Source organism: Bacillus sp. FSL R7-0672, from assembly GCF_038601465.1.
GTDB lineage: Bacteria > Bacillota > Bacilli > Bacillales > Bacillaceae > Bacillus > Bacillus pumilus.
On sequence record NZ_CP152010.1, the window covers coordinates 2684103 to 2698951 of the forward strand.

Here is a 14849-nt window from a genome sequence, read left to right on the forward strand (position 1 = left end):
CGTCTATTTTTTATATAAAATGAGTGCAGAAAAACAGTAGAGCTGTTCTCCTCCTTGCTCACAGATCACCGCTACATTGTACTTGATGTCAATGATTTGGTCGTCATCCATTCCTTTTAAAAAAAGATTGATTTCGCTCTGCAAATCTTTTTCGTGCTCTTCATCAAATACAGCTACCTTTAGCACATATGCCACTCTCCCTTCTCTCGCTACTCTATCTTTATGCACATGAGGGCGGGCATATGAACAAAAAAAGCCTTTCATCTATGAGATGAAAGGACTTCTGTTTACAGCTTCGGTTTTGTTTCTCCTGTCCAAGCAAGCATTCCGCCAACGACATTGGTCGCTTGATAGCCTTGGTCTTCTAGGAAATAGCAGACATTTTCACTACGTTTACCAGAGCGGCAAATAATATAATACTCCTGCGTTTGATCGAATGCATCCAGTTTCTCAGGAATATCTCCCATTCGGATGTGGACAGCTTCTGGAATCATTCCTTCTGCTACTTCCTCGTCCTCACGCACATCAACAAGCTGAATCGCTTCTTCTTGCTCTAGCTTTTGTTTTAATTCTTCTATTGTGATTTCTTTTACTGACACGGCGCTCATCTCTCCTTTTAATTACGGTGACACCATTATAGCAAATGAACCCCATCACTGTGTATTCACCCGCTTCGATTGCAGGAAAGACGGCAGGCATTTCTTTACTTCGGCTGTCTGCTGCTCACTTTCGAACTCTACTTTTTTGAATACTTGGTAGGCCAGCCACATATGACCATAGGCGAGTATACTCACACTAAAGAACGGCACGATCCCCGGCAAATAAGCAAAGAGAACAAACAGCAGAGCCGAGAAAACGAGCATACAGAGTGTATATTGCAAATATGAAATACCAAGCAAAAGAGAGAATTTCAGATAGAGACGTTTTTTCCAATCATAATGAGCCAGCAGCGGAAAAATATAAAACAAGCTCACAACAAAGAGAAAACCAAAGATATAAATGGCAAAACGAAGCACATGCAAAAACCAGCTTGTTGGATAAATATACGCAAGGTCTACGTATATAATCGTTCCTATGATCAAAAGCGCCACTCCAATCAAGTTAGAGCGTACAAACTCCTCACGGTACACCTTCCAAAAAGTCCGGAAAACGCTAACTTGCTCATGCCCTTGTATCCACTTTCTCATCACCGAAAATAACGCAGTGGTCGCAGGCATCAATCCAAAGATCCCAAGCCCCAGCATGGTGAACAGCAGCCATAGTAAATTCGTATAGGCGAGTCGCATCACCCACTCACACATTCGAAGCATTCTGCTCATTGAACCATCATGATCCATCTCTTTCCCCTCCTCTCTTTTTTATGACACCGTCTCTTTATGAAGCAACTCTTCTATGTCAATTGGGCGCTTCTCTGCAACAGACCGCCACATGCCTTCCCCAAGTGCAATTGAATAAGCACCAGCCTCTGCCCCTGCCGAAATATCATAGTGAATTAAAGGATCTTTACCGATAAATAAATCGGCCAAAAGCAGAGGATCTCCGCCGCCATGTCCTCCTGGCTGCTTCACAACTTCAATCGTCTCTTTTGCACCAAACATCGGATAATAAGAAATCGTCTGTTCTGGGAATTGAAAAGGAATTCTTGATGGCACATGAAACTCATTTGTTTCAATGCGCCCCTTCGTCCCATTTATGGCAAGCCGATATCCTTCATATGGAGCTGAGAATTGAATCGAATAGCTGAAGAGAGCCCCTTGGTCATATGCCACTGATGCCACATATGTATCCTCAATGTCAATTTCCTCATCAAAAATACAGGCGTCTGGGCGATAATTGGCGTATTGCTGCGTTTGCTCCTGACCGGATTCGATATGATCGTCCTCGACCTTTGAGCGTACTACCCTCGGATTCCACCTTGCTTCATAATGACATGTATCCTTCACATGACATGTTCCGCAATACCTGTTTTCTCCCCCCTGCAAAGGATTCCAAGGACTTTTATCTCCGTAATAGTTCCGCGCCCCATAGGCAAATACTTGCTTCGGCTTTTGATTGATCCACCAATTGACCAAATCAAAATGATGAGTCGATTTATGAATGGATAGCCCGCCAGAGAATTGCCGCGTTCGGTTCCATCTTTTGAAATAACTAGCACCATGATACGTATCAATGAGCCAGCTCAGTTCAACAGATGTGACCCTTCCAATCTTTCCTTCTAAAATGAGTTCTTTGATCTTTCGATGAAATGGATTGTAGCGATAATTGAAAGTGACTGTGACCTTCCCTTTACTTTCCTTTTCTTTTTCCATTACTTTTTTGGCATCTTTTGCTGTTGTGACCATCGGCTTTTCAGTGATGACATCGAGATCATAGTCAAGTGCTTGCAAAATATAGGTGACATGTGTGTCATCCCTGCCTGCCACAATGACGATATCTGGCATTGCTTCCTTCACCATTTGATCAAATGCCTCTTCATGAAAAAACGAGACGCCCCGCAGTGATGGAAAACGCTCCTGACAAAGTGTATAACGATGATGATCTATATCTAAAAGCCCTGTAATCCTGTAATGCTCATTGAAATCCTCTGTGAGTGGTTTAATAAACATATTGAACGCACGATGACTGAGTCCGCAAACCACGATCCGTTTCACAGGCCCCACCCCTTTTTCTATCGATTTTCACGAAGCTGTTTCATGAGAGACAGCGCCTCTTTGGACTTGTCTGCATAAACGGGAATAAAAGCGACCATATCTCGATGTAATCGAAAGGTATAGCCGTTTAGCTTTTTCGTGCCTTTATTGACTTGAACCGCATAATCGACCATTTTCCCTGTCTTTTGATCTTCGATCGTATATGGCCCTGCCGCTTGATCATCTATGCCCATCTCTTCAAGCAGTTGAAAGCTTTCAGGATCATCATACGTTCGAAACATTTCTTCCGGGACAAGCATGATGTCCCCCTCTTTTGCGGTAATTTCAACAAGAAGCTTTTCAGGAATCGCCGGAAAGATGTGGACGCTATACGTTTCTTGGTCCGTTTGAAAAGCCTTCTCGACTAATTGATCCTTCATCCCCTTTGACATGTCAGAAAAAATCAGAACATCGATACCGTTTGTTTTCCCATGACAGGCTGACAAACAAAAGGCAGCGATGAAGCTGATGAGCCATGCAGCAGCCCTTTTTTGCCTCTTCATGCCTTTTGAAAAACAGGCAGCTTCTCTAGCTCAGTTAATGCCATAATAAAAGCGCCTGCCCCGTGCAAATCATTTGTACTTCTCTCTCTACCGACGTAGTAATCATAAAATCCAGCGGATGTTCCGATGCAAATATCATTGATGGTAAAATCACCGTTTTCTGTCTCAGCCGTCTTATGCTGAATTAAGCCTTGATATGCTTTCACCACATGATCAGCGTAGCGAAGGCTGACATATCCTTCGTTCATGGCTTTTGCCATGGCGTACATGAATAAACACGATCCAGAGCTTTCAAGCCAGTTGTCGCTATGAGTACCTTTATCAATGATTTGATGCCAGAGACCTGTGTCTTGATCCTGGTACCTAGCTACACTTTCCAGCATGTCTGTCAGCGTTTCCTTCCACACCTTTCGCCCCTCATGCTGCTCTGGCAGATCCTCGATCATATCTGCTAATGCAAGGACATACCAGCCAAATGACCTTGCCCAAAACTCGGGAGAACAGCCTGTCTTTTGATCAGCCCATGGCATCACTTTTCGTTCGTCCCACGCGTGATAATACAGACCTGTTTTTTCATCTTTTGTATGCTTTCTCATGAGATGCTCTTGCTGGATCACCATATCCACCAGGTCCTCTTCACCTTTCAGCTTTGCATACTTTAAGGCAAAAGGTCCGCCCATGTAGAGACCATCCAGCCACATTTGATAAGCATAATTGTCTTTATGCCAAAATCCGCCCTCAGATGTGCGATTCAATGTGCGATAAAGCCCGCGGAGCTTCTCTGCTGCCAGCACATACCGCTTCTCTCCTGTTCGTTCATAAAGAGGGAATAAAATGAGCCCTGCTTGGATCGCATCAAGCTCATCTCTCCGGAATAACAGGTTTCCATACTCATCAATGAGCGAATCTGCGTAGCTTTTCACATAATTGAAATACGTCTCGTTCCCCGTTGACTCATATAGCTTCATCACACCGCAAAGAAAAACGCCTTGATGATAATGCCATCTTCCAGCTGGAGGCAGCTCGATTGGTGTATGCGCTTTCATAATTGTTTGTGCTAATTTCTCTGCATGCTCAAGTGGTGATCCCTTTTTAGTCGATAATGTCATTCTTTTTCATCTCCCTTTTTAGTAAATACCTTCTTCCCCAAATTTCTTCGCTAAACGGTTCGCCAGCATAACCAAAATGAGTCCAACGGCTGCTTTAAATAGACCAACAGCGGTACTATAGCTGAATTGCCCTTGCTTAAGACCAGCTGTATAAACGTACGTATCAAAGATTTCTGCTACTTCCCGGTTCGTTGCATTGAGTAATAAGTAGACATGCTCAAAGCCAAGCTCTAATGTGTCACCAATTTTTAAAATAAGCAGAACGACAATTACGCTTTTAATGGCAGGGAGAGTGATGTGCCACATTTGTCTCAGTCTGCCGGCTCCATCCATTTTCGCTGCTTCATATAGCTGCGGATCTACCGCTGTAATCGCCGCAAGGTAAATGATCGTCGACCAGCCTGCTTCCCGCCAAATCACTTGTAAAATGTACATCGGCCTAAACCATTCCTGACTAAGAAGGAAGTTAATCTTTTCCCCTCCAAAGAAAGCAATCAATTCATTGATTAACCCGCCATCTACTGTTAACAAAACAAAGGATAAGGACACGACAATCACCCATGACATGAAGTGAGGAATGTATATCATCGTCTGCACAAATTTCTTAAACAAGGCCAATCTGACCTCGTTTAAAAGCAAGGCCAATAAGATCGGAATTGGAAAGAAAATCACAACATTCATGGCAAATAAAATCAGTGTATTTTTTAATAAGATGAAAAATGTTGGTTCTGTAAACAATCGAATAAAGTGTTTGAAGCCAACCCACTCACTGCCAAGAATACCGAGAAACGGCTGATAATCTTGAAAGGCAATGATCAGCCCCCACATCGGCACATATTTAAAGACAAGAAAATAAATGAGCCCTGGCAAAATCATGACATACAAAAACTTTTGACTAAGCATTTGATTAAGTAAGCGCTTTCTTCTTTCTTTTTTCAAAGCTGCCGCAGGCATACCCTTGGCAATGACATCCTCTGTTTTCATAGATAAAGCCTCCCCTCATGCTGATGCATGTGTTAACTGTATCTTAAGGATGAAAAATCCGTCTACAATCATATCATCAGATCATATTTACTTAGGGGAAGCTACTCAAAACGTTACATAAAACATGAGAAAATGATCCTAATCTCAGAAAATGATTATTGACAAACCTACCAGATTTTTGGATTAATAAATAAAGAGGAAAAGATTGTTCCGTTTGAAATGGGGGGTTTTATGAAAAGAAGGCAATATAAATTTTATTACAAGCTCGTCACGTTTTTTTTCATGCTTAGTACGATTCCTGTCATCATTGTCGGTATTTTTTCTTATCAGCATTCACAAAAAACAGCACTCGAAAATATCTCAAATGAAAAGCTGGACAGCGTTAAACAAACGCAATCCAATATTGAGCATATTTTAAAGACAGTTGATCATTCTCTCACTCACTATGTCAGTTCGCCGCCTCTCCTTCAAACACTGGCAGAACCTTTAAATCCAGACCAATTCCAGCTTTATAATCAAGTACAGCAGGAACTGAACTACCTGCAAACCTTTGACACCGATCTTTCCAATATTACGCTCGTCAGTAAAATGGAAGACTGGTACATGAACAATTCAGGGCTTTATCATGTCACAAGCGGAGACCAAGAGAAAGCGCTCACCTCTTACCTCAATATTCCGAGTCATTCCAGCTGGGCACTTGAAGAGAATAATCCACTTGTTGCGACAAAAGAAGGAAAAGCCTCCTTTTGCAAATACAATGTGAACTTAATCAAACAACTCCCTATGAACAGTGTCCAGAAAAAAGGGATCGCTGTCGCCAGCATTCCGAGCTGCATGATTGCTGACAATATGCCTGACTTCTCTCAATCTGACAGTATGTTTGTCATTGATACTAATGGAAAAGTGCTGCTACATAACCGCAAAGAACAAATTGGTGAATCCTTGAAAAATCAAGAGTTCGTCAAGCATGTCCTATCACGTGAAGAGCGATCAGGTCAATTTAACATGAAGATCGAGGAACTAAACTATCAAATTACGTTTCAAAAATCAGACTATAACGAATGGACGTACCTATCCTTTGTTTCCATTCCAGAACTCAAGGCACAAACGAAATCAATTGGGTGGATCACCTTTATTATCTGTTTTATTTTGTTAGCGCTTTCATTACTATTTTCATGGTTTGGGTCCAGACATTTTTATAAACCAATCCGCTTGTTATACGAGTCCTTTGCACGCAATGAATCCTTTTTGCAAAAGCAGCCTTTTCAAAATGAATTTGAGTTGATTGAGTCGAGTATTAAACAAATGAAGGATCAAAACAATGATTTAGAGGAACGTATTGAGCAGCAAGTCACGCACCTCCAGCAATACTTTATGGTGCGGCTATTGCTCGGAAAGCTGACAGAAGAAGAAATTAACAACCGGTTCCAAAGTTTAGGATTCCCTCAGGACTGGTCTCATTTATCCATGCTTGTGACCCAAATTGATACGCTAAAAGGAACACCTTATGAAAAAAAGGATGCTGACTTACTTTTATTTGCGATCAATGGACTGATTGAGCAGATTATTCCGCAAGAGGAGCACCTTCAGCCAACAGTTGTCAATCAGCATCAAACGACGATTATCCTAAATCACTCAAAGTCAGATGAAGAGTTTACTGAATATTTAAACCAATTAGCGGAAACGATTCAGCTGCGTATCGAGGAACAGCTTGGTTTATCGATCAGCATCGGAATCAGCCGTCAGTTTCAGGAGCTCACGATGGCAAAACAGGCTTACATTGAAGGAAAAGAGGCCTTAAAATACAGACTCAAAGCAGAGAAAAAGTCCATTATCTTATATGAACATATCCAGCAAGGAAAAACGTTTAAAACCCATTTTCCAAAGCAGCTGCAGCATGATCTATTTGATGCGATGAAAGCAGGTGATCAAGGGAAGGCAGATCACTATTTACATGTGCTCCTGCAATCCATTTTCTCTAAAAATGCAGGACCGCACGAGTACCATATCGCCCTCGCCCGTTTTTTAAACAATTTGATTGAGCTGATGCATTTGCTTGGCATTGAATTATTTGAGGTCGAAGACAATAAAATGCTGTATGATACGATTTTTGAATTTAAAACGTTTGAAGATACCGAAGCATGGCTGAAACATGAGATCATTCGGCCGATTATTGACCAGCTAGGTGCACGCGAGGAATCACAATACAAAAACATCTCAGAAAAGATCATCCATATCATTCATCAAGAATTCGACTCAGATCTCACATTGGATGAAATTGCCACACGCCTGCATTACAACCCAAATTATTTAAGCAGTATTTTTAGAAAGGAAATGGATATTTCCTTTAGTGAATATCTCTCATCCTACAGACACCATGTCGCCAAAAACTGGCTCGTGGAGACCGATATGTCTGTCAAAGAAATTTCGGAAAAACTGAAATATAAAAACCCGCAAAACTTCATCCGTTCCTTCAAAAAACTAGAAGGCACGACCCCTGGCAAATACCGTGACCAGAAAAAAGGCATATAAGACAAAAAGCCCCGCTCTCATAGGAAGCGGGACTTTTTTATTTAAACTGTTCATTTAAAATGCTGTCTTCTAGCACTGAAAGCGGCTCTCCGTACACACGTTCAATATGAGCTGCTCCCCAATCACATAGCGCATTGAGAATTCTTTCGAGCGACTGACCGTATTCACTTAATTCATATTCCACTTTAGGCGGCACTTGCTCATACACAATCCGGTTAATCACCCCATCACTTTCAAGCTCTCTCAGCTGTTGTGTAAGCATTTTTTGTGTGATGTTTGGCATGAGCCGCTTCAATTCACTTGTACGTTTTTTCCCATGTGTTAAATGACATAAAATCACGCACTTCCACTTTCCGCCAATGACCTCAAGGGTCGCTTCCACGGAGATATTATATTTTTTCTTTTCCATTAAATCCTCACTCCTCTTTATACGAACAGGCACTTTTTAGTACCTATATTACAAAAAAGTACGTACTTTTTTTTTCGTCATCTATGTTAGATAATAACTCTTGCCGATCGGCTTCGTCTATCAAAATGTCATCACAGAAGGATGTGAACTGATTCATGAAGAAAAAACAAAACCACTTTGCCCTTCTCGCGCTAGCTATTAGTGCTTTTGCTATAGGAACCACTGAATTTATTAGTGTCGGTCTTTTGCCAATGATTTCGGAGGACTTTGGAGTGAGCGTCAGCCAGGCGGGCTGGACCGTCTCTTTATATGCACTTGGTGTGACATTTGGCGCGCCTATTTTGACTTCTCTGACTTCAACGATGAAAAGAAAAACATTGCTTTTGCTCATTATGCTCGTCTTTTTGATTGGAAATACACTTGCAACGATGGCTCCGACCTTTTCAGTACTTTTAATCGGACGGATCATTTCAGCCTTGTCCCATGGAATCTTTATGTCCATTGGCTCTACGATTGCTGCAAGCCTTGTAGTGAAAGAAAAACGGGCAAGTGCGATTGCCTTCATGTTCACTGGATTAACAGTTGCTACTGTGACGGGCGTACCATTCGGGACATTTCTTGGCCATGAGCTCGGGTGGCGGACATCATTCGGTGTGATTGTCATTATTGGTCTGATTTCACTAATATCTAACTATTTTCTTGTTCCATCTCAATTAAAGCAAGGCGTGAAAACATCATTTAAGGATCAAGCTGTTTTATTAAAAACAAAAAGAATCTTGCTTCTATTTGTCATTACAGCAACAGGATACGGAGGAACCTTTGTCGTCTTTACGTATTTATCCCCTCTCTTACAGCATGTGACAGGTCTTGCGCCTGGGGCGGTGGCATTGATCTTGCTTTTATACGGGATCACGATCGCAGCTGGAAATGTCATTGGCGGAAAGGCTGCTAATGAGCAGCCAATGAAAGCACTGATTTACATGTTTATCATCCAAAGCATCATTTTGTTTATCCTTAGCTTGACTGCTGGATTTACGGTGCTAGGCATCGCAACCGTCATGCTGATGGGACTGTTTGCTTTCATGAATGTACCAGGGCTTCAAGTAGCTGTCGTTGATTTTGCAGAAAGATACACACCAGGAGCAGTCGACGTCGCTTCCGCTATGAATATTGCTGCCTTTAATGCTGGTATCGCCATCGGCTCATTTTTAGGAGGCATCGTGACAGATACTCTTGGGCTTGTGCATACAGGCTGGGTCGGCGGTATCATGGTCCTCATCGCAGCGATTCTCACGATGATTAGTTTTCGAATGGAACAACAAGAACAAAATCAAACCATCTAAGGAGTGTTCAATATGAATCATTTACAAAGTACAAAAACATTAAACAATGGGGTCCACATGCCAGGATTTGGTCTCGGTGTATTCAAGGTGGAAGATGGTGCAGAATTAATAGACGCCGTCAAAACAGCCATTCAAATAGGATATCGCAGTATTGATACAGCGGCTATTTATGGCAATGAGGAAGGGGTTGGACGAGGCATACAACTTGGTCTTGCAGAAACAGGACTGCGCCGCGAAGACCTCTTTGTGACATCAAAAGTGTGGAATGCCGATTTAGGATATGAATCCACTCTACAAGCATATGAGGAAAGCTTGAAAAAACTTCAGCTTGACTACTTGGATCTATATTTAATCCATTGGCCGGTTGAAGGAAAATATAAAAACGCTTGGCGTGCGCTGGAAACCTTGTATCGTGAAGGAAAGGTTAGAGCCATTGGTGTGAGCAACTTCCAGCCGCATCATCTAGACGAACTATTAAAAGATGCAGACATCATACCAGCCATCAATCAAGTCGAGTTTCACCCAAAACTAACGCAGGAAGCACTCTATACGTATTTGAACACACATGGTATTCAAATGGAAGCTTGGTCACCGCTAATGCAGGGGGAACTGCTTCATCATCCGGTGATCAAAGAACTCTCGGACACATACGGCAAAACACCTGCTCAAATTATTTTGCGCTGGGATGTGCAAAAAGGCGTCATTACCATTCCAAAATCAACGAAAGCGCATCGTTTAAAAGAAAATGCAGATATATTTGATTTTGTCTTATCTGATGAGGATATGAAACGTCTTTCTGACTTAAATGAAAACAAACGTATCGGTCCAGACCCAGACAACTTTGATTTTTAATAAAAACACCCCCGCTCTTTAACTGTGCGGGGGTGTTGATGTTGATCATTTTGATTTTTTAAAGGAAGCTTCATATTCTTCTATGATTTTATGACCACCATTTGATTTCCACTTCTCTACATCTTTCTTAAATTGATCTTCACTGATGTCTCCAAGAATGAACTTATAGGTCGCATCATCGATGATTTTTTTCAATTCATTTCCTCGTTCTGAGGCTGTTTCTGAATACAGGCTTTCAGCAGGGTTGGCGACGATGATCTTTTGATTGTCTTCTTCTAGCTCTTCATATTTTGTACGAACTGCATCCCCTTTATTTTTCAAGTAACGTTTATCAATGCCTACTAGACTGACAAGCGGCTGTACATCTGTCTGCCAGCTTTTCACTTGGCTTTCTTCCCTGACAAATGTATTCCCTTCTTCTTTCTTATAATGCTCACCATCTATACCGTACGTCATGAGACCATAGACATCTTCTTCTGCAATGCGATCAAAGAAGGCCAAAATTCGCTTTAATTCTGCCTCTGATTTCACGCTTGTTTTAGGGAATGCGAAGATGCCATTATGACCACCTGATGCCCACACCCGTTCTTTGCCATCTGGACCTTTGATTCGGTTCAAGATATCGACTTTCATGTTTTTATCTGTCGCGTCATCTCTCAAGTTCACAGCATCAACCATATTTCCAACATAGATTCCTGCTTTTCCTTGTGAGAATAATTCCTGCTGCTGTGTTTTGCTTGTCACAGGGAAGTCTTTGTTGATATAGCCATTATCACGCAGTTTTTTCATATAATTCATCGTATTCATGTACTCATCTGTCATAAAGTCTGGCGTGAATTTGCCGTTTTCTTCTTTCCAGTCTGTTGGCATTCCCTCATATGAACCAAGTGTTTTAAATGCGCCATAAATCAAATCGTTCCGATCCGTAAAGCCAATTGTATCCGCTTTTCCGTTTTGATTCGGATCTTTTTCAGTAAAGGCTTTCGCTACCTCATAAAGATCATCTAAGGTTTTTGGTGTATCCAAATTTAAATTTTCAAGCCAATCCTTTCGAATGACAATTCCTTGTCTTGAAAGTGGTCTCTCTCTATAAATGCCATAAAGCTTACCGTCTATAGAGGCGTTTTTATTAATCAGTTCGTTCATCTTACTTAAATTTGGATAATCCTTTAAATACGGACCAACTTCCCAGAACATACCTGATCTGAACGCATTAATAGCAGACGAATTCTTAATGTCTTGAATCGTCACGATCTGCGGCAAATTCCCGGCGGCAAGTGCAGAATTTAACCGGTCTTCCTTCACAGCATCCGGCACCCACGTAATATCAAGTTCTGTATTTGTGAGCTTCTCAATCTCTTTTAAAACCGAATCTTTCGGCGGCTGCTGATGATACAAAATGGCCATCCATGTCAGCTTCACTTTTTTGTCTAAATCAACCTTTTCATCTGATGAACTTGTTCCTTTGCTTGAACATGCGGATAGAATACCGCTTGCTGCAAATAACAGGACAAACGCAATCAACCATAATTTCTTTCTCCCCATAAGATCCCTCCGTTGTTCCTTCTTTTTAACCTTTTACAGAACCTAGTAATGCCCCTTTGTTGAAATGCTTTTGAATAAATGGATAGACAAGCAGAACAGGAATGGTGGCTACCACAATGACAGCCATTTTAATCGTTTGGTCTGGCGGTGGTGTGGATGATCCCATATCCGACATATCCCCTTGCATTCCGCTCGAAACAATGACAATCTGCCTTAGAAGTACCTGAATCGGCCATTTCACTGAATCATTTAAATACAGGATGGCGGTCATGTACGTATTCCAATACGTCACGGCATAAAAAAGTGAAATGGTCGCAATAGCTGGCAAAGAAAGTGGCAGCACAATTTTAAAGAAAATCCCTAAATCGTTACAGCCATCCATCTTTGCTGATTCCTCAAGGCTTGCCGGAATGTTTTGAAAGAAGTTTTTCAAAATGATCAAATTGAACGCATTGATCGCAACCGGTAGAATCAGTGACCAATAGGTATCAAGTAGACCAAGTGTTTTCACCACAATAAACGTCGGAATCATGCCTCCGCTAAATAGCATCGTGAAGACAACGAGAAACATCAATGTTCTCCGGCCTTTTAACTCCTGACGAGACAGCCCATATGCCATGAGTGAGGACAAAAACATGCTGACAGCTGTTCCAACGAGTGTCACAAGAATGGACACGATAAGGCTGCGGTACACAATATCCGTAGAGAAAATATACCGATAGGCCTCTAAAGAAAACGTGGTCGGGAACAAGATAAACTTCTTCGTGATGACCTCTTCTACTGTAGCAAAAGAGGCTGCAATGACATGGATGAACGGAAGCACACATATTAATGCGAACATGAGTAGAAAAGAGTAATTAAATAAGTTGAACAATCGGCCTTTAATAGAACGATCTATGTTCATCACACCCTTTCTTTGAAAGCGTTATCATTTTATCCGAAAATAAGCTGCAGCCTGTGACGATATCGTGATTAAAATGTAACAAATGGGGGAAGAAAGCGTCTATAATCATCTTGACAGTCCAACTGGGTCGATCCTGTCAGTCGTGCTTTTATGCTCATGAAACAAAAGAATAAGATCATCAGCTAATGACATGATTATGCCCTACGCCCGATCATTTTCTTCAAGGATTTCCGTCGTATTCACATCAGGTCTGTAGCCTAACTCCTGCTTCGTGTTTTCCGTAGACCAAGGCTTTTCTTCGTTTTCTGATACGGCATAATATGTCCCAAAGGGAACGGCCGTTTCAATCGCTGCCTTTATCATCCCTGCTAGATCTTCATGTGAAAGAAGTGTTCGTTTCGTCCGTTCTTTCTCGTGTAATGCCTCCATCTCATCTGTCACAACCGTTCCAATCCGTAAATTGATAACAGACATTCCCGTTTGATCGTGGAACAGACGGCCTAGCTGTTCAGAAGCAAATTTTAAAATGCCATAGACATTTTTAGTCGCAGGTACATCGTTTGTTGTAATATGTCTCCCTAGTAAGGAGCGTCCATCTTTTTCATAACGATCAGTCACATGATTGCTGCTTGCAAAAATGACTTTTCGTATGCCGAGACTTATAGCTGATCGAAACATAGAATAAGAGCTCCTCCAAAAAATATCATTCATTTTTTCAAACTCCTCATGATTCATCACATCATGCGTCATCTCCATGTTTAAAAGGTGTATGATGACATCTGTATCTCGCGGAATCGCCTCATATAATTCCTGTTCATTCGTTGCATCTGCAATAATAACTCCTTTTACACAGCTCGCTTGATCAATAATGGTGATCTCATACTCAGAAGAGAGCGTTTTTGTTAAAATAAGGCCGATCACACCGCACCCGCCAATGATCGTGATCTTCTTCATGTGTCTCCTCCTTTCTAATGACGTAGTATGTCCAAGCCTTTATAGATTACAGCCATTTTTTTAAGAATCGAGTGGCCTCGTGACGCATAGCGGCTGTTTCAAAATGACCTGCATGAAGACCAACAAGCTGATACCGTTCTTTCAATGAAGCCGCTTGATAAGTTTGGCTCAATCCCTTTTGAATGCGTGCGACGCCTTCAGCAGGCGTGAGTGGATCAAGTTTTCCAACTAAGCTTAAATGCGGCCTTGGAAAAATCATTGCTTGAATATCAGCTGCCGTAAAGTGCTTTGCTAAGCTTGGTACATAGTAATAAAAGCCATGCCTGTCTAAATTGTTCGTTTCAATTAATGTGTGGTGATCGACCTGTGCACAAAGATCAATACACACACTGACCCTCTCATCAAGCGCAGCCGTCCACCAGGAAAGAAGCCCGCCCATTGACATTCCAAAAACAGCTAACCGGTCCGGCAGCACATCAGGTCGAGACAGCACATAATCAATTGCACACATGCTTTCATACAGCATCATGCCCCACATCACTTTCCCTGTTAAAAGCATTTCCTTAAAAATTTCACTTTCGGTTCTTCCTCTTCTCTCACCAAATCCTGCATGATCAATAGCCAGGACACTATAGCCTTTTGAGGTGAACTCTTTCGCATATGAAGGCTCTTGCAAATAATGAGCACCCTTGATGAGCTCTTCCTTCCCATCGACGTAGTTCCCACCATGAGAGTGCTGAAAGAGCACAACGGGTCTTTTTTTCACCGTATCCTTTGGCTTCACAAAATAAGCGGGCACTTCCTCCACACCATGAATTGAAAGAATGAGTGTTTCGACTACGTACGATTCACGATCCTCGATCTTTAACGTATATGCCTCCACGCGATGGCGTTCTGGCATTTCTCCTAACAGACTGAGCAGTTGTTCACGTTTGCTTTCCTTTTCCATTGACGTCACTCCTCCTTTTGTTGATCATCTGTTAACATACGAGATCGATAGTGCAATCACCTTGTTTTCGACAAA

General features: G+C 41.8%; 15 protein-coding genes. 3 read left to right on the forward strand and 12 right to left on the reverse strand.

Annotation, left to right across the window (positions count from 1 at the left end):
- Positions 1–3: 3 nt before the first annotated feature.
- The 7 genes from MKY18_RS13550 to MKY18_RS13580 all read right to left on the reverse strand — a co-directional run bounded on the left by MKY18_RS13550 (position 4) and on the right by MKY18_RS13580 (position 5286).
- Complete coding sequence (locus MKY18_RS13550) at positions 4–186, reverse strand: sporulation protein Cse60 (protein WP_003217582.1); 183 nt, start codon at positions 184–186, stop codon at positions 4–6.
- 101 nt (positions 187–287) lie between these two features.
- Positions 288–599, reverse strand: a complete 312-nt coding sequence (locus MKY18_RS13555; protein WP_044142182.1) for a rhodanese-like domain-containing protein — start codon at positions 597–599, stop codon at positions 288–290.
- Positions 600–653: 54 nt separating this feature from the next.
- A complete protein-coding gene (locus tag MKY18_RS13560; protein ID WP_126740827.1) occupies positions 654–1337 on the reverse strand; it encodes a YesL family protein in 684 nt (227 codons plus the stop codon).
- 21 nt (positions 1338–1358) lie between these two features.
- The gene (locus MKY18_RS13565; protein ID WP_268453149.1) at positions 1359–2651 is read right to left on the reverse strand and encodes a Gfo/Idh/MocA family oxidoreductase; all 1293 of its coding nucleotides are present in this window, start codon (positions 2649–2651) and stop codon (positions 1359–1361) included.
- A 17-nt stretch (positions 2652–2668) separates the two neighbouring features.
- Positions 2669–3193: a lipoprotein YteS gene (locus MKY18_RS13570; protein WP_268453147.1), complete on the reverse strand. Its 525-nt coding sequence runs from the start codon at positions 3191–3193 to the stop codon at positions 2669–2671.
- Entirely contained in the window at positions 3190–4302 is a 1113-nt protein-coding gene (locus MKY18_RS13575) for a glycoside hydrolase family 105 protein (RefSeq protein WP_106066863.1), read from the reverse strand. The genes MKY18_RS13570 and MKY18_RS13575 overlap by 4 nt, the downstream gene beginning before the upstream one ends.
- An 18-nt stretch (positions 4303–4320) precedes the next feature.
- Positions 4321–5286, reverse strand: a complete 966-nt coding sequence (locus MKY18_RS13580) for a sugar ABC transporter permease (RefSeq protein ID WP_065098637.1) — start codon at positions 5284–5286, stop codon at positions 4321–4323.
- Positions 5287–5517: 231 nt separating this feature from the next.
- Between MKY18_RS13580 and MKY18_RS13585 the strand changes: the two genes are divergently transcribed.
- Complete coding sequence (locus tag MKY18_RS13585) at positions 5518–7818, forward strand: helix-turn-helix domain-containing protein (protein WP_065098638.1); 2301 nt, start codon at positions 5518–5520, stop codon at positions 7816–7818.
- A 37-nt stretch (positions 7819–7855) separates the two neighbouring features.
- Here the strand turns inward: MKY18_RS13585 and MKY18_RS13590 are convergent, their stop codons facing one another.
- On the reverse strand, positions 7856–8227 hold the full coding sequence (locus tag MKY18_RS13590) for a winged helix-turn-helix transcriptional regulator (RefSeq protein ID WP_003217763.1): 372 nt from the start codon (positions 8225–8227) through the stop codon (positions 7856–7858).
- A gap of 155 nt (positions 8228–8382) precedes the next feature.
- On the opposite strand from MKY18_RS13590, the gene MKY18_RS13595 reads away from it, so the two are divergent.
- Complete coding sequence (locus tag MKY18_RS13595) at positions 8383–9570, forward strand: MFS transporter (RefSeq protein ID WP_268453144.1); 1188 nt, start codon at positions 8383–8385, stop codon at positions 9568–9570.
- Positions 9571–9582: 12 nt separating this feature from the next.
- On the forward strand, positions 9583–10422 hold the full coding sequence (locus MKY18_RS13600; protein ID WP_185107175.1) for an aldo/keto reductase: 840 nt from the start codon (positions 9583–9585) through the stop codon (positions 10420–10422).
- Between the two features lie 45 nt (positions 10423–10467).
- Here the strand turns inward: MKY18_RS13600 and MKY18_RS13605 are convergent, their stop codons facing one another.
- The 4 genes from MKY18_RS13605 to MKY18_RS13620 all read right to left on the reverse strand — a co-directional run bounded on the left by MKY18_RS13605 (position 10468) and on the right by MKY18_RS13620 (position 14774).
- Positions 10468–11967 carry an extracellular solute-binding protein gene (locus MKY18_RS13605; protein WP_065098641.1) on the reverse strand — a complete coding sequence of 500 codons (1500 nt, stop codon included), beginning with the start codon at positions 11965–11967 and terminating at the stop codon, positions 10468–10470.
- A gap of 25 nt (positions 11968–11992) precedes the next feature.
- The gene (locus MKY18_RS13610) at positions 11993–12853 is read right to left on the reverse strand and encodes a carbohydrate ABC transporter permease (protein WP_087976618.1); all 861 of its coding nucleotides are present in this window, start codon (positions 12851–12853) and stop codon (positions 11993–11995) included.
- Between the two features lie 219 nt (positions 12854–13072).
- Complete coding sequence (locus MKY18_RS13615; RefSeq protein ID WP_185107177.1) at positions 13073–13825, reverse strand: NAD(P)-dependent oxidoreductase; 753 nt, start codon at positions 13823–13825, stop codon at positions 13073–13075.
- Positions 13826–13871: 46 nt separating this feature from the next.
- Positions 13872–14774: a dienelactone hydrolase family protein gene (locus MKY18_RS13620; RefSeq protein WP_111911352.1), complete on the reverse strand. Its 903-nt coding sequence runs from the start codon at positions 14772–14774 to the stop codon at positions 13872–13874.
- Between the last annotated feature and the right edge of the window lie 75 nt (positions 14775–14849).